Here is a 16,226-nt window from a genome sequence, read left to right on the forward strand (position 1 = left end):
CCTGAACGCGGCATACTGGTAACACCTCGTCTCATTCAAGGAACCCGTATGCAGTTGGACCCCACCAGCGGTTGGTGCCAGGGCATTCGCCATTGCCCTTCGCCCAACTTCAACGAGCGCCCCGCCGGCGAGATCTCCCTGTTGGTGGTGCATAACATCAGCCTGCCACCGGCGCAGTTTGCCACCGGCAAGGTGCATGAGTTTTTCCAGAATCGCCTGGATGTCACGCAACATCCTTACTTTGAAGGCATTGCCGACTTACGGGTGTCTGCGCATTTTCTGATTGAGCGCGACGGCAGCGTGACGCAATTTGTGTCGTGCCTGGACCGCGCCTGGCATGCCGGGGTATCGAGTTTCGAGGGGCGCGAGGTGTGTAATGACTTTTCTCTGGGAATCGAGCTGGAAGGAACGGACGAGCTACCGTTTACCGAGGCTCAATATGTTTCGCTGATTGACCTCACGCGACAGCTGCTGGCGGCTTATCCAGACATCACCCGGCAGCGTATTTGTGGTCACAGTGATATCGCACCGGGTCGCAAGACCGACCCGGGCCCGGCTTTTGATTGGACGCGCTTTCGCAGCGCCCTGCAGGATGGAGGACACGCACGATGAGTTTCCTGGTGTTGGTGTTGGCGGTCTGGATCGAGAAATTCTCGGCCTTGCGTCAGCGGTTACAACGCGACGGTGGATGGTTGCGTGAACTGGCCAAGCTGGAATCCAGCCCGCGCATGGGGAAGCGGCCCTGGCTGATTCTTGTCCTGTTGGTGTTACTGCCGGTGGCCTTGCTGGCGCTGTTGCTGTTGGTGCTGGAACCGGTGGCTTATGGCCTGCTGGCGCTGCCGGTGCATCTGCTGGTGGTGATTTACAGCCTCGGGCGCGGCGATCTGCTGGCTGGGCTTGGGCCGTTTCGCGATGCATGGCGCCGCGGTGACCTGCAGGCCGCCGAGCATGTGGCCGAACGAGACCTGAAGGTGGTGGCTGACAATGGCGAGCAACTGCTGGAGCGCGTTCAAGGCCATTTGCTATGGCAGGCCTATCAGAGCTTTTTTGCAGTGATCTTCTGGTACTTCCTGTTGGGGCCGGTGGCGGCGTTGGCGTATCGCCTATTGGCATTGGCCAGCGAATACAGCCAGAACCCGCAGGTCGCCGAGCGTGCCGGGCAATTGCGTCACGCGTTTGACTGGGTGCCGGTGCGCCTTCTGGCGGCAAGTTTTGCCTTGGTGGGTAACTTTGTCGCGGTTGGGCGGGTGATGTTGCATGAGTTGTTGAGCTGGGACATCAGCGCTGCACAACTGGTAGAAAAAGTCGGCCTGGCGGCGGCTGAAATCCCACCGCCCGTGGTGGGGCCCGAGGGTATCAACAGCCTGGATCGGCTATGGGAACTGCTGCTGCGCGCGGCGGTGCTGTGGTATGCCGGGTTTGCGATCTGGACCGTACTGCCGTAGCTAGCCAGACGAGCGGGTTTTTGTGGCGGGGGACTTTGCGCCCCCGCCACAAAAAACCGCTCAGCGCAGCTCGTTAACCTTACGTTACAAAACTCCCTTTCAAATTGAGCTATACAGACAGAGCGCCAAATAGTGGCTATCTGCCGCTCCCCCCTGCGCCTCAATAAAAATAATAGAAAGGGAGTACACCTTTGAAGAGCTTGCTCTATCCCGCCATCGCGCTGATGAACCGTCTGAGTTTCGGCATGAAATTCAGCCTGATCAGCGTGCTGTTCCTGCTGCCGATGCTGGCCACCAATTATTTCCTGGTGCGTGATTCCTGGTCGCAATTGCAGGGCACTCGCATCGAACTGCAAAGCCTCGATCTGCTCGGCAGCAGCCTGGCGCTGCGCCGTGACCTGGAAACCCTCAATAACCAGGTGCAGATCAACGCGGTGCTGGGGCAGTCCGGCAAGGCCGGTGATCTGGAGGGCAAGATCAGTGCGTTGGAACAGAGCGTGTTGAGCCGCCTGCAAGGCCTCAACGCGATGACCGGCGACCCTGAACACACCCGTGTTTTTGATGGCAAGCGCGACGAAATGGTCGCCGCATTCAAGGCTCAGCAACAGGAAACCTCGCTGCTGAGCAAAAGCGCGCTGATTGGCAAATTGCTCAACAAGGCCCAGATGCTCAGCCAGATCATTGCCAGCCAGTCCGGCTTGAGCCGTGACCCTCAGGGCGATTTGCGCCAACTCAGCGAGCTGGTCACCAGCGTCACCCCGCAAGTCACCCAAACCCTGGGTGAAGGGCGGGCCATGGGCGCCTACTCCTTGGGCCAGGGTTTTCTCAATTCATCCTCCAGTACGCGCTTTGATGAACTGCTGCAGCAATTGGAAAAACTCCAGGCCGAGTACGCCCTGAAGTTGCAGGACGCACTGGGCGCCAGCACCGCCGCGCATGCGGCGCTCGACCCTCTGGCCGCGGCCAGCAGCGCGAGCCTCAAGCACGGCAGCGAGTTGTTTGAAGAGCAGGTGGTGATGGCCGAAACCCTCGATGCGCCGTGGCAGGGTTTTTATGAAAGCGTCAGCCAGTTGATGGCCCAAACCTACCAACTCAATGAAGCGACCCTGACGTTTCTTGAACAGCAACTTGAGCAGCGCCTGGCCCAAAAACGCACGCACATGATGGTGCTGGTCTCGGCGCTGGTGGCGGTGTTTGTGCTGATCTTTTATTTGTATGCCGGTTTCTACGCGTCGACCCGCACCACGTTGCGTCGCCTGGGGGCGATGATGAACCAGGTCGCGGGCGGCGACATGACCGTCAGCTTTGTTGCGCACAGCCGCGACGAACTCGGGGAGTTGGGCCAGGTATTCAACGGCACGGTGGCCAGGATTCATGACTTGATCGAGCGCGTCGGTCACACCGTCAGCCAGGTCGAGTTGCAAGCCGGGCAAGTGCAAGCCGTGTCGGCCCACAGCAACCAGGCGGTTTCCGGGCAGCGCAGCCAGATCGAGCAGGTGGCGACGGCCATGAACCAGATGTCGTCCACCGCCCAGGAAGTGGCGCGCAGTGCGGCGGCGGCGGTCAGCAGTGCCCACAGCGTCAACGACGAAACCGTCAGCGGCCGAGGCCTGGTGCAATCCCAGCAGGGCAGCATCGCGAGCCTGGCGTCGGAGATAGAGGCGTCAGTGCAGGTCATCAACCAATTGGCCACCGACAGCCAGTCGATCAGTGGCGTGCTCGAGGTGATCAAGAGCATCGCCGAACAAACCAACCTGTTGGCGCTGAATGCCGCGATTGAGGCGGCGCGCGCCGGCGAGCAGGGCCGCGGTTTTGCTGTGGTGGCCGACGAGGTGCGCACCCTGGCCCGACGCACCCAGCAGTCCACTGAAGAAATCGAACAGATGATCAGCCGCCTGCACAGCGGTGTCGGCGCGGCCGTGAAGGTCATGGGCACCAGCCATGCCATGGCCAATGGCACCGTGGGGCAGTCGGAAAAGGTCCAGCAAGCCCTGGAAAATATCCTGGGCGCCGTCGGAATGATCGTCGATCAGAACCAGCAGATTGCCGCGGCCGTGGAGCAGCAAACCGCCGTTGCCGACGATATCGACCAGAACATCGTTGCCATCAATCGTGCGGGCGAGCATGCCGCCGAGGGCGCGCATCAGACCGAAACGGCCAGTCGGCTGCTGTCGGTACAAGTCGTCGAGTTGAGGCAATTGATCGGCGCGTTTCGTGTGTAGGGCAGGCGCGTAGGACTTGGTCTTCGTGGGCCGTGGTGCCCGTCCTGATTTCGCTGTGTGGCTTTTTTGAATGCCTGAATGGGTGAGAATTTGTTTCAACCCGTCACGGTTCAAGGGAGGCACAGCGATGGCCACTGCCATGGGGATCAAAGGGCATTGCGCCCATTGCGACATCACGTTTGAACTCAAGCCCTGGCAAGTGAATGCGATTGCCATCCACGAGCCCTTTGAATGCCCCTATTGCCAGCGCACCCTGCAGTTGATATGCCCCAGGCAGTTGCGCCAGTTCAAGGCGCTGGACCACTGGGCCATGGTGGCCCCGAGCATGGTGGTATTGACCTGCTCGGTGCTGATTGTGGCGCTGGTGGCGGAGTGGGTCGGGTTGCTCAGCGTGGTCGGGCAACTCAACGTTTCGCTGGTGGCGGTGCTGATGCACTTTCTAGTGCTGCGTTACGCCCGTCATCGGCAACGGCTGACGTTGAACTTGCAGGCGGTCAAACCGCTACCAGTTGAACAGCTCGCGCGCATTGCGTGTGCTCGTCTCAGCCAGCAATAAAGGGCTGATCCCCATGCGTTCGGCCAAGTCGGTGCAGATGTCCGGCAGGTGTTGCGGGCTGTTGCGCTGGCCCGGGTACATGGCGGGCGCCATGTCCGGTGAATCGGTTTCCAGCACCACCGCGTCAAGGGGCAGTCGCGCAAGTACTTTGTGCATGCGCAGCGCCTGCGGCCATGTGGCGGCGCCGCCCAGGCCGAGTTTGAAACCCAGCTTGATGTACTCGCGGGCTTCCTCAAAACTGCCGGCAAACGCATGGATGATGCCGCCGCGTGGCAGGCGAATGCGCTTGAGGGTAGCGATCACTGCTGCGTGGCTGCGGCGCACGTGCAGCAAGGCCGGGAGCTGGAAGTCCACCGCCAGTTTCAGCTGCGCTTCAAACAGGTGCTGCTGGCGCTCGCGGTCCAGCTGTTCGAGAAAGTAATCCAGGCCGATTTCACCGACGGCGCACAGTTGCCGGTGGCCCTTCAAGCGCGTCAGCCAGTCGCCCAGCTCCGTCAGGTCGGCGGGGCGATGCTCATCCAGGTACACCGGGTGCAGGCCGAAGGCGGCGAACAAGCCTTCGTCTTCCTGCACCAGATCCCACAGCCGTTGCCAGTTTTGCTGATACACGCCCAACACCACCATGCGCTGCACGCCGAGTTGGCGGCTGTGGGCGAGGACTTGCCGGCGATCAGGGTCGAAGTCCGGGAAGTCCAGGTGGGTATGGGTGTCGATCAGCTCCACGCTCAAGCCTCGTGAATACGCTGCTTGAAGGTCCGGCCGATGGCGTGCACGCCCGGTTGGTACTGTTCTTCCTCGATGGCGGCCAGCGCCAGGCGCAGGGCGGTGTCGGCAATCAGCTGATGTTGCTGGGCCATGGCGTTGACCGGCAGCGGCAGGAAGTCCAGCAACTGGGTGTCACCAAAAGTGCCGAGGCGCAGCGGCCGGGATTTGAGCGGGAAGTCGTGCAGCGCGTCGAACACACCTTGCAGCAGTACGTACGAAGTGGTCACCAGCGCGTCAGGCAAATGCCCCAGTTGTTGCAGAAGTTGCTCCATCAGCTGTCGGCCGCAATCTCGGCTGAAGGCCTCGCCCTGTTCGACGATGACCTCACCCGTGAAGCCTTTCAGCGCTTCATGAAAGCCGGCAGCGCGCTCCTGGCTGATGCCCAGCTCGGGACGCGCACCGATCAGCGCGATCTGCTTGGGCAACGGTTGCAGCAGGCTGCTGGTCAACTGCTGGCAGGCCTGGCGGTCATCGCTGACCACCGAGCAAAACTGCTCCGTTTCCATCACCCGGTCGATCGCAATCACTGGCAGGCCTTTGGCTTGCAGTTCGCGGTAGCTGTCATCGCTGGCCGGCAGGCAACTGGCCACAAACAGCGCATCGCAACGCCGCGCGCGAAACAGCTGCAGTAATTGGCGCTCGCTGTCGGCCTCATCGTCGGAGCTGGCAATCAGCAACTGATAGCCGCGCGCCCGCGCGCCCTGTTCCAACAATTTGGCGATCCGTGCGTAACTGGGGTTTTCCAGGTCCGGCAGGATAAAGCCCAAGGTGCGCGTGTGCCGACTGCGCAGCCCGGCCGCCTGAGGGTTTGGGGTAAAGCCATGGGCTTCAACCACCGCGCGCACCCGCTCGACGGTTGCGCTGCTGATGCGTTGTTGCGCGGCCTTGCCATTGATGACGTAGCTTGCGGTGGTCACGGACACACCGGCCAGACGTGCGATATCACTGAGTTTCAAACCGGGATTTCCTTGTTTTTTAGAGCTTGCCCCGACATTTTGTCCGATCGTAACCGATTACTGCACACGACTATTGGCTGAGCTCAAGCGCCGAGTGGCGCTTCAAGCTTGCATAATTAGCGCGTAATCTGCCATAAATTCTAGATTAAACGTTTCAGCCAGCGTATTTTTACGACGTTCGCGACTGACTGGCTACTGCCAATTGACCACTCAGTCAGCTATTTTTGAACGCAGCCACGCTGATTTATTCAAAACAATACCTAGTGCGCCCACCGCACTAACTAGGAGAACGGCATGCTTGAGCTCACTGTAGAGCAGATATCCATGGGCCAGGTGGCTGTGGATAAATCTGCTGCCTTGCACCTGCTCGCTGACAAACTGGTGGCCGACGGCCTGGTCGCCGAGGGTTACCTCAGTGGCCTGCAAGCGCGTGAAGCCCAAGGTTCGACCTTTCTCGGCCAAGGCATTGCCATCCCTCACGGCACCCCGGAAACCCGCGACCAGGTTTTTTCCACCGGCGTACGCCTGCTGCAGTTCCCCGAAGGGGTGGACTGGGGCGATGGCCAGATCGTCTACCTGGCCATTGGCATTGCCGCCAAATCCGATGAACACCTGCGCCTGCTGCAATTGCTGACCCGCGCCCTCGGTGAAACCGATCTGGGCGAGGCGCTGCGCCGTGCCGGTTCGGCCGACGCCTTGCTGAAGCTGCTGCAAGGCGCGCCGCAGGAACTGGCGCTGGACGCGCAAATGATCAGCCTTGGCGTGTCCGCCGATGACTTCGAAGAGCTTGTCTGGCGAGGCGCGCGCCTGTTGCGTCAGGCTGATTGCGTGAGCAATGGTTTTGCTGCCGTGTTGCAGCAAGTCGACGCGTTGCCGCTGGGCGATGGCCTGTGGTGGTTGCACAGCGAGCAGACGGTCAAACGGCCGGGCCTTGCGTTTGTTACGCCGGACAAACCCATGCGTTACCTCGGCCAGCCGCTCAACGGTTTGTTTTGCCTGGCCAGCCTTGGCGAAGCGCACCAGAGCTTGCTCGAACGCCTGTGCGCGTTGTTGATTGAAGGACGCGGCCAGGAACTCGGCCGCGCCACCAGCAGCCGCGCGGTGCTCGAAGTACTCGGCGGCGAACTGCCGCCTGACTGGCCCAGCGTGCGCGTCACCCTGGCCAACGCCCATGGCTTGCATGCGAGGCCAGCGAAGATCCTCGCGCAATTGGCGAAAAGTTTTGACGGCGATATCCGCGTGCGCCTGGTTGATGGCCCGGTGGGCGCCGTGTCGGTGAAAAGTTTGAGCAAGTTGCTGAGCCTTGGCGCCCGTCGCGGGCAGGTGCTGGAGTTTGTCGCTGAACCGACAATTGCCGGCGATGCATTGCCCGCGTTGCTCGCGGCCGTAGAAGAAGGTCTGGGCGAAGAAATCGAGCCGCTGCCGACCGTAAGTGCCCAGCCTGCCACCGTCGACATCGAACCGGCGATCAGCGCGCCCGCAGCCGGCAGCCAGATCCAGGCCATCGCTGCCGCGCCGGGCATTGCCATCGGGCCTGCACATATCCAGGTTCAGCAAGTCTTCGATTACCCCCTTCGCGGCGAGTCCTCGGCCATTGAGCGCCAGCGCTTGCAGAGCGCCCTGGCCGATGTGCGCCGCGATATCCAGGGCCTGATCGAACGCAGCCAGGCCAAAGCCATCCGCGAGATCTTCATCACCCATCAGGAGATGCTCGACGACCCGGAACTGACCGACGAAGTCGACACCCGCCTCAAGCAGGGCGAGAGCGCCGAAGCGGCGTGGATGAGCGTGATCGAGGCCGCCGCCAAGCAGCAGGAGGCGCTGCAGGACGCCTTGCTCGCCGAGCGCGCCGCCGACCTGCGCGACATCGGCCGTCGGGTGTTGGCGCAATTGTGCGGCGTCGAAACCGCCCAGGAGCCGAGCGAACCCTACATTTTAGTGATGGACGAAGTCGGTCCCTCCGACGTCGCGCGCCTGGACCCGGCCCGCGTCGCCGGCATCCTCACCGCGCGTGGCGGCGCCACGGCGCACAGCGCCATCGTCGCGCGCGCCCTGGGCATTCCCGCCTTGGTAGGCGCAGGCGCGGCGGTGTTGCTGCTCGCGTCCGGCACGCCGTTGTTGCTCGATGGTCAGCGCGGTCGCCTGCATGTCGACCCCGACGCCACCACCTTGCAACGCGCCAGCGTCGAGCGCGACACCCGCGAACAGCGCCTGCAAGCGGCTTCGGCGCAGCGCCACGAACCGGCGTTGACCCGTGACGGTCACGCCGTGGAAGTGTTCGCCAATATCGGCGAGAGCGCCGGTGTTGCCGGCGCGGTGGAGCAGGGCGCCGAAGGCATCGGCCTGCTGCGCACCGAGCTGATTTTCATGGCTCACCCACAAGCGCCGGATGAAGCCACTCAGGAAGCCGAATACCGCCGCGTACTCGACGGCCTTGGCGGTCGCCCGCTGGTGGTGCGCACCCTCGATGTTGGGGGTGATAAACCGCTGCCGTACTGGCCGATCGCCGAGGAAGAAAACCCCTTCCTCGGTGTGCGCGGTATTCGCCTGACCTTGCAACGCCCGCAGATCATGGAAGCGCAATTGCGTGCGCTGCTGCGCTCGGCGGACAACCGACCGCTGCGCATCATGTTTCCCATGGTCGGCAGCGTCGATGAATGGCGCGCGGCCCGGGACATGACCGAGCGCCTGCGCCTGGAAATCCCGGTCGCCGACTTGCAACTGGGCATCATGATCGAAGTGCCGTCTGCCGCCTTGCTCGCGCCGGTACTGGCCAAGGAGGTCGACTTTTTCAGCGTCGGCACCAACGACCTGACCCAGTACACCCTGGCTATCGACCGTGGCCACCCAACCTTGTCGGCCCAGGCCGACGGCCTGCACCCGGCGGTGCTGCAACTGATCGACATCACCGTGCGTGCCGCCCATGCCCATGGCAAGTGGGTGGGCGTGTGCGGCGAATTGGCGGCGGACCCGCTGGCGGTGCCGGTGCTGATCGGGCTGGGGGTGGATGAGTTGAGCGTGTCGGCCCGCAGCATTCCCGAAGTGAAGGCGCGGGTACGCGAATTCAGTCTGAGCGAGGCCCAGGGCCTGGCGCAAAAAGCCCTTGCGGTGGGTTCGCCCGCGCAAGTGCGAGCCCTAGTGGAGGCCGTGTAAATGGCGAAGATTCTGACCCTGACGCTGAACCCGGCGTTGGACCTTACGGTCCGCCTGGCACGCCTGGAGCCGGGTGCCGTCAACCGCAGCGAAACCCTGCTGACCCACGCCGCCGGCAAAGGTGTGAATGTCGCCCAGGTGTTGGCGGACCTTGGCCATCACGTCACCGTCGGTGGCTTTCTCGGTGAAGACAATCCGCAAGCCTTCGAGGCGTTGATTGCCCGGCGTGGTTTTGCCGACGCGTTTATTCGCGTACCGGGCGAAACCCGCAGCAACATCAAGATCGCCGAGCAGGACGGCCGGGTCACCGACGTCAATGCGCCGGGACCGCAGGTCAGTGAGCAGGCCCAGCAGGCGTTGCTCAATCAACTGACGCTGATTGCGCCAGGGCACGACGCGGTGGTGGTCGCCGGCAGTTTGCCGCGCGGCATCAGTGCGCAGTGGTTTAAAGGCTTGCTGGAACACCTCAAAAGCCTCGGTTTGAAAGTCGCCCTCGACACCAGCGGTGAAGCCTTGCGCGCCGGTTTGCAGGCGGGCCCGTGGCTGATTAAACCCAACACTGAAGAGCTGGCCGAGGCCTTGGATTGCCCCACGGACTCCATCGCGCAACAGGCCCAGGCCGCCGAGCGTCTGCACGCCCAAGGCGTAGAACATGTGGTGGTGTCCCACGGTGCCGACGGCGTGAACTGGTTCAGCCCGGGCACCGCGCTGCACGCCACGCCGCCCAAGGTCAGCGTCGCCAGTACGGTGGGCGCCGGCGACTCGCTGCTGGCCGGGATGCTTCACGGTTTGCTCAAGGTTGATCTGCCGCAAACCACCTTGCGGCGCGCCACGGCAATTGCCGCGATGGCCGTCACACAGATCGGGTTTGGCATCAGCGATGACGCGCAGTTGGCGCGTCTCGAAAGCGGCGTCCATGTGCGCGCGCTGACAGAACAATAAGAGGGTTTGTGATGAAGTTAGCCATTGTTACCGCCTGCCCGAACGGCATGGTCACCAGTGTGCTGTGCGCCCGCTTGTTGGACGCCGCCGCGCAGCGCCAGGGCTTGCACACCAGCGTCGAAGTGGTGGACGTGCAGCACCCGGAACGCCAGTTGTCCCAGGCCACGCTCGATGACGCCGATTGGGTGTTGCTGGTCAGCAGCACGCCGGTGGAGATGCAGCGGTTTGTCGGCAAGCGCGTGTTCCAGAGCACGCCGGCCCAGGCGTTGGCGGATGTGGACGCAGTATTGCGTCGCGGCGCCGAAGAGGCTGAGGTCTATGTGGCGACGCAGCAGGCAGCCAAGTCCGCGCCGCGTATCGTCGCGGTCACGGCCTGCCCAACCGGCGTAGCGCACACCTTTATGGCGGCCGAAGCCTTACAGCAAACCGCCAAGCGCCTGGGCTACGACTTGCAGGTCGAGACCCAGGGCTCGGTGGGCGCGCGCACGCCTTTGAGCCCGGAGGCCATCGCCAATGCCGACGTGGTGTTGCTGGCGGCCGACATTGAAGTGGCCACCGAGCGCTTCGCCGGCAAGAAGATTTACCGCTGTGGCACCGGCATTGCCCTCAAGCAATCCGAAGCCACGCTCCACAAAGCCTTGGCCGAAGGCGCGGTGGAAAGCGCGGCCGGCAGCGCGGTGGCGAAAAAATCGGAAAAGACCGGCGTGTACAAACACCTGCTCACCGGTGTGTCGTTCATGTTGCCGATGGTGGTGGCCGGCGGCTTGCTGATCGCCTTGTCGTTTGTGTTCGGCATTCATGCCTTTGAAGAAAAGGGCACCTTGGCGGCGGCACTCAAAACCGTCGGCGACCAGGCCTTCATGCTGATGGTGCCGCTGCTGGCGGGCTATATCGCCTACTCGATTGCCGACCGCCCCGGCCTCGCGCCGGGCATGATTGGCGGCCTGCTCGCGGGCACGTTGGGCGCGGGGTTTATCGGCGGGATTTTCGCCGGTTTCCTCGCCGGTTATTGCGTCAAGTTGATCACCCGCGCGGTGAAATTGCCGCAGAGCCTGGAGGCGCTCAAGCCGATCCTGATCATTCCCTTGCTGGCGAGTTTGTTCACCGGCCTTGCGATGATTTATCTGGTCGGCCCGCCGGTTGCGCGGCTGCTCACCAGCCTGACCGACTTTCTCAGCACCATGGGCACCACCAACGCGGTGCTGCTGGGCATCCTCCTGGGCGGCATGATGTGCGTCGATCTGGGCGGGCCGATCAACAAGGCGGCGTATGCGTTTTCCGTCGGCTTGCTGGCCGCTTCCAGCGGCGCGCCGATGGCCGCGACCATGGCCGCTGGCATGGTGCCGCCGATTGGCATGGGCATCGCCACGTTCCTGGCGCGGCGCAAGTTCGCCCAGACCGAGCGCGAAGCCGGCAAGGCCGCGATGATTCTGGGCCTGTGCTTTATCTCCGAAGGCGCGATTCCGTTTGCGGCCAAAGACCCGCTGCGCGTCATCCCGGCCAGCATCGCCGGTGGCGCCTTGACCGGCGCGCTGTCGATGTATTTCGGCTGCAAACTGGCGGCGCCTCATGGTGGCCTGTTTGTGCTGATCATTCCCAATGCGATGAACCATGCCCTGCTGTACTTGCTGGCGATTGTTGCCGGCAGCCTGTTGACGGGGTTGGTGTATGCGCTGATCAAGCGCCCTGAGGCGGTGGAACTCACAGAAGCTGCGGGAAAGGCCTGACACCGGCCAAAAATTTGGGAGCGGGCTTGCTCGCGAACGCAGTGTGCCAGTCAATGTATTGGTTGATTGACACTGCGCTTTCGCGGGCAAGCCCGCTCCCACATTTGGATCTTCGGGGCTGCCCAGTCGGGTGTCACATCCGCTTCATCCCAGCGTGCTTTAGTTGACCTTTTGATACTCAAGAGGGCACCTGCATGAGCCACTTCGATCTCGGCCGTCGCCGCGTGATGCAAGCCGTCGGCGCCGGCCTGCTGCTGCCGGGCCTGGCGCCGGCGGTGATCGCGTCGGTCAAGGACCGGCCGCAACTCACCGATGGCGTGCAGTCCGGCGACCTGCTGGGCGACCGCGCGATGATCTGGAGCCGCAGCGACCGCCCGGCCAAGATGGTGGTGGAATGGGACACCCGCAGCGTGTTCAGCAACCCGCGAAAATTCATCTCGCCACTGGCCGACAGCCGCACCGACTTTACTGCCCGCGTCGAACTCACAGGGTTACCGGTCGACCAGGCGATCTTTTACCGCGTGCATTTTGAAGACGCCCAGACCGGCGTCGCCAGCGAGCCGTGGTTCGGCCACCTGCGCAGCGTGCCGCAACAACGCCGTGACATCCGTTTTGTGTGGAGCGGCGACACCGTCGGCCAAGGCTTTGGTATCAACCCGGACATTGGCGGCATGCGCATCTACGAAGCGATGCGCCTGCGCCTGCCGGACTTTTTTATCCACAGCGGCGACACCATCTACGCCGACGGCCCGGTGCCGGCGCAACTGAGCGTTGAAGACGGACGCATCTGGCGCAACATCACCACCGAAGCCAAGAGCAAAGTCGCCGAAACCCTGGATGAATACCGCGGTAATTACCGCTACAACCTGCTCGACGAAAACGTGCGCCGCTTCAACGCCGAGGTGCCGCAGATCTGGCAGTGGGACGATCACGAGGTGGTGAATAACTGGTCGCCGAGCAAGCAACTCGATGAGCGCTATCAGACCAAGGACATCAACACGTTGGTCGGCCACGCACGTCAGGCCTGGCTGGAGTATTCACCGATGCGTCGGCAAAGCGCCGATGGCGGCGGGCGGATTTATCGCAAGCTCAGCTACGGCCCGCTGCTGGATGTGTTCGTACTGGACATGCGCAGTTACCGCGGCCCCAACGACGACAACCTGGGCGGCGAAAAACCGTTCATGGGCCGTGAGCAACTGGACTGGCTCAAGCGCGAACTCAAGGCCTCAAAAGCGCAATGGAAGGTCATCGCCGCCGACATGCCCATCGGCCTTGGCGTGCCCGACGGCGAGGTCAGCCCCGGCGTGCCACGTTGGGAAGCGATCGCCAATGGCGACCCTGGCCCGGCCCAGGGCCGTGAGCTGGAGATTGCCGAACTGTTGGGGTTTCTGCGTGCCCAGCAGGTGCGTAACCACGTGTGGCTGACGGCGGATGTGCACTACTGCGCGGCGCACCATTACCACCCCGACCGGGCGGCGTTTCAGGATTTCGAGCCGTTCTGGGAGTTTGTGGCCGGGCCGTTGAATGCAGGGAGTTTTGGGCCCAACCCGTTGGATAAAACCTTTGGCCCACAGGTGGTGTTCGAGAAGGCGCCGCCTGCGCAGAACACCTCGCCGCTGGCTGGGTTTCAGTTTTTTGGTGAGGTGCAGATTGACGGGCAGACGGCGGAGTTGACGGTGATCTTGCGCGACTTGGATGGGGTCTCGGTGTTCGAGCAAAAGCTGCAGCCTGCCTGACCTGCAATGCACTTAAACACTGTGGGAGCTGGTTTGCCTGCGATTACATCACCCTGGTGTCACTGATACACCGAGGTGCCTGCATCGCAGGCAAGCCAGCTCCCACATTTGATCCTCGGTGTTTATGAGGGCTTAGTACACATCCCGACGATAGCGGCCCTGCTCGATCAAGCGCTCGACTGCTTCGCTGCCCAGCACCTCATGCAGCACCTGGTCCACGCCCGTCGCCATGCCCTGCAAACTGCCGCAGACATAAATGGCGGCGCCGTCTGCCAGCCATCGACGCAGCACGTCCGCCGACTCGCGCAGGCGATCCTGCACGTAGATTTTTTCTTGCTGATCGCGCGAAAACGCCAGGTCCAGCAGGGCCAGATCGCCGCTGGCCAGCCAGCCTTGTAGCTCGTCCTGGCACAGGTAATCGTGGGCGATATTGCGCTCGCCAAACAGCAGCCAGTTGCGCTGCTGGCCAGCGGCAATGCGCGCCTTGAGCAAGCTGCGCAGGCCGGCAAGGCCAGTGCCGTTGCCCAAAAGAATCAGCGGCACTGGCGCCTCAGGCAGATGGAAACCACTGTTGCGACGCACGCGCAGGCTGATGCTTGAGCCGAGGGCGGCGTGTTCGGTCAGCCAGCCGGAACCCAGGCCCAGACTGCCGTCGGGGTGACGTTCCTGGCGCACGATCAGCTCCAGCACGCCGTCGCTGGCAATCGAGGCGATGGAGTATTCGCGCATGCCCAGAGGCACCAGGGCGTTCACCAGTGCCTGGGCATGCAGGCCGACCAAGTGCGCGCGGTTGTCCGGCAATTGGCGGGTGGCCAGGGCTTGGTTGAGGGTTTGCGCAAGGCCCTCGATCAACACGCCGTCGCTGCCGGCCAGGCCCAGGCCGGCGAGGAAGTGTTCAATGGCCCACGGGCAATTGCGCGGCAGTATTTCCACCAGGTCGCCGGCCAGCCAGGTGTGTGGCGCAGGCGGTGTGAGGCCGAGCAAGTAGATGTCCGAGCCGACGCTGTCGCGGTTGAGCAGGGTGCGTCGGGTCAGGGTCCAGTTTTCGTACTGGGCGGTTTGCCAGGCGGATGCCGGCGCATGCCCGGTGAGCTGGCCCAGTTGCTGTTGCCAGGTCAGCAGCGCTTCGGTGTCGCCGCTGTCGACTTCCACAGGCGCGAACAACGGGTTGCCGCCTTGATGGGTCAGCCAGAAATGCAGGCGCCGGGCAAAGCCGCAGAAGTGTTCGTACTGGCGGTCACCCAGGGCCAGCACCGAGTAGTTGAGGCCTTTGAGCGACAGGTCCTGGCCGAGCACGCTGCGCTCGAAACCGCGGGCGCTGTCGGGCGCTTCGCCGTCGCCGAAGGTGCTGACCACAAACAGTGCATGTTCTGACTCACACAGGTCTTGCTGGCTGACACTGCCCAACGGCTGCACCTTTACCGGCAGGCCGGCGGCCTGTAATTGCCCGGCCGTCTGCCACGCAAGCTGTTCGGCAAAGCCGCTCTGGCTGGCAAAGCCGATCAGCCACGCCGGGGCGTCGCTGTGGTTGGCGCCGAGGCCTTTGCGGGCATCGCGGACCTGGCGGTTTTTGCGACGGCGGTCGAGGTACAGCAGCCAGCCGGTAATAAAGAACAGCGGCATGCACAGCGCACTGACGGTCAGGATGATGCGGCCTACCAGGCCGAAGTAGCTGCCGGTGTGCAGCGCGTAGACACTGGTGAGCAATTGCGACTTGAAGGTCTTGCTCGCGTAGCGGTCATGGGACTTGACCTCGCCGGTGGCCGGGTCGAGGTTGATCTGGTTCAGCGCGCGGTCATGCGGCGATGTGTTGAGCAGGTAATACACAATGGCCGGCTGCCCGGCGACGGCCGGCATGCGGATGTTGTAGGCGCTCAAGCCGGGGCCGGCGTTGGCGTAGATGCTGCTCCAGATCGCGTCGTAGTCGGCCACCGGCGCCGGGCCTTCGGGCGGCGGGCCGCGCTTGCGCATGCGTTCATTTTGCGGGGCGTCGGAGAGCAGTTTGGTCACGCCCTGGTTGTACCAGTCATACGACCAATACAGGCCAGTGAGCGCGGCCAATAGATAAAACAGCAGGCACCAGGTGCCGAACACCGAGTGCAGGTCCCAGTTGAAACTGCGGCCCTTTTTGCGCCAGTCCAGCGTCAGCCAGGCGCGCCAGCTTGCCACCTGGCGCGGCCAGCGCAGGTACAGGCCCGACAGGCAGAAGAACACCAGGATCAGCGTGCAGGCGCCAGTGATTTGCCGGCCGGTATCGCCAGCCGCCAGGAAGCGGTGCAGTTGCAAGATGAAACCGAACACGTCCTGGCCGACGGCGTCGCCCAGGTAGTTGCCGGTGTACGGGTCGAAGTAGCGCATCTGGCCACGCCGCTCGCCCGGCGGTGCCGTGAAGAACACGCGCGCGGCGTTGCCGCTGTCGCTTTCCACCCACAGCATCGACACGGTTTTGCCTTCGGTGGCCTCCAGCTTGCGCACCAGTTCGGCAGGCGGCAGCACGCCGGCTTCGCGTTTTTCGACGCTCAATACGGTCGGATTGAGCGCGCGCAGAATTTCATCCTGAAACGAGACCGCAGCCCCGGTAATCCCCATCAATGCCAGCACCAGCCCGGCGGTAATGCCGAAGAACCAGTGCAACTGGAACAGGGTTTTCTTCAACACGTCGGACCGCCTCGCTCATCTGGATATATAAGTCACGGCGCGCATTATGCCGTGGGCTAACGAGAA

11 protein-coding genes are annotated in these 16,226 nt (G+C 63.0%); 8 read left to right on the forward strand and 3 right to left on the reverse strand.

Annotated elements, in window-relative coordinates; translation table 11 throughout:
* Window positions 1-48: 48 nt before the first annotated feature.
* The 4 genes from ampD (at window position 49) to ABWL43_RS04125 (ending at window position 4,223) form a co-directional block, all read left to right on the forward strand.
* The gene (gene ampD, locus ABWL43_RS04110) at window positions 49-612 is read left to right on the forward strand and encodes a 1,6-anhydro-N-acetylmuramyl-L-alanine amidase AmpD (RefSeq protein ID WP_145165284.1); all 564 of its coding nucleotides are present in this window, start codon (window positions 49-51) and stop codon (window positions 610-612) included.
* Window positions 609-1,445: a regulatory signaling modulator protein AmpE gene (gene ampE / locus ABWL43_RS04115; protein WP_106578613.1), complete on the forward strand. Its 837-nt coding sequence runs from the start codon at window positions 609-611 to the stop codon at window positions 1,443-1,445. Before ampD ends, ampE begins: the two co-directional genes overlap by 4 nt.
* 1,517 nt (window positions 1,446-2,962) lie before the next feature.
* Entirely contained in the window at window positions 2,963-3,667 is a 705-nt protein-coding gene (locus tag ABWL43_RS04120; protein WP_404488367.1) for a methyl-accepting chemotaxis protein, read from the forward strand.
* Window positions 3,668-3,794: 127 nt separating this feature from the next.
* Window positions 3,795-4,223, forward strand: coding sequence for a hypothetical protein (locus tag ABWL43_RS04125; RefSeq protein ID WP_404486851.1), 429 nt, complete (start codon window positions 3,795-3,797; stop codon window positions 4,221-4,223).
* On the opposite strand, the gene ABWL43_RS04130 is transcribed toward ABWL43_RS04125, so the two are convergent.
* Both ABWL43_RS04130 and cra read right to left on the reverse strand, forming a co-directional pair.
* Entirely contained in the window at window positions 4,170-4,946 is a 777-nt protein-coding gene (locus tag ABWL43_RS04130; protein ID WP_404486853.1) for a TatD family hydrolase, read from the reverse strand. The genes ABWL43_RS04125 and ABWL43_RS04130 overlap by 54 nt on opposite strands.
* Before the next feature lie 2 nt (window positions 4,947-4,948).
* Window positions 4,949-5,944 (reverse strand): catabolite repressor/activator, encoded by a 996-nt coding sequence (gene cra / locus ABWL43_RS04135; RefSeq protein WP_145165276.1) that lies wholly within the window; start codon window positions 5,942-5,944, stop codon window positions 4,949-4,951.
* Window positions 5,945-6,238: 294 nt separating this feature from the next.
* On the opposite strand from cra, the gene ptsP reads away from it, so the two are divergent.
* From ptsP to ABWL43_RS04155, 4 genes are all read left to right on the forward strand, one after another.
* On the forward strand, window positions 6,239-9,097 hold the full coding sequence (gene ptsP, locus ABWL43_RS04140; RefSeq protein ID WP_404486855.1) for a phosphoenolpyruvate--protein phosphotransferase: 2,859 nt from the start codon (window positions 6,239-6,241) through the stop codon (window positions 9,095-9,097).
* Window positions 9,098-10,039: a 1-phosphofructokinase gene (gene pfkB, locus ABWL43_RS04145; RefSeq protein ID WP_404486857.1), complete on the forward strand. Its 942-nt coding sequence runs from the start codon at window positions 9,098-9,100 to the stop codon at window positions 10,037-10,039.
* An 11-nt stretch (window positions 10,040-10,050) separates the two neighbouring features.
* Window positions 10,051-11,766, forward strand: coding sequence for a PTS fructose-like transporter subunit IIB (locus ABWL43_RS04150; RefSeq protein WP_404486859.1), 1,716 nt, complete (start codon window positions 10,051-10,053; stop codon window positions 11,764-11,766).
* Window positions 11,767-11,960: 194 nt separating this feature from the next.
* Window positions 11,961-13,502, forward strand: a complete 1,542-nt coding sequence (locus ABWL43_RS04155) for an alkaline phosphatase D family protein (RefSeq protein ID WP_404486861.1) — start codon at window positions 11,961-11,963, stop codon at window positions 13,500-13,502.
* A 132-nt stretch (window positions 13,503-13,634) separates the two neighbouring features.
* Here the strand turns inward: ABWL43_RS04155 and ABWL43_RS04160 are convergent, their stop codons facing one another.
* Window positions 13,635-16,160, reverse strand: coding sequence for a PepSY domain-containing protein (locus ABWL43_RS04160; protein ID WP_404486863.1), 2,526 nt, complete (start codon window positions 16,158-16,160; stop codon window positions 13,635-13,637).
* Window positions 16,161-16,226 lie beyond the last annotated feature (66 nt).

It is taken from the genome of Pseudomonas sp. HT11 (assembly GCF_044875395.1).
In the GTDB taxonomy this organism is placed as follows: Bacteria; Pseudomonadota; Gammaproteobacteria; order Pseudomonadales; family Pseudomonadaceae; genus Aquipseudomonas.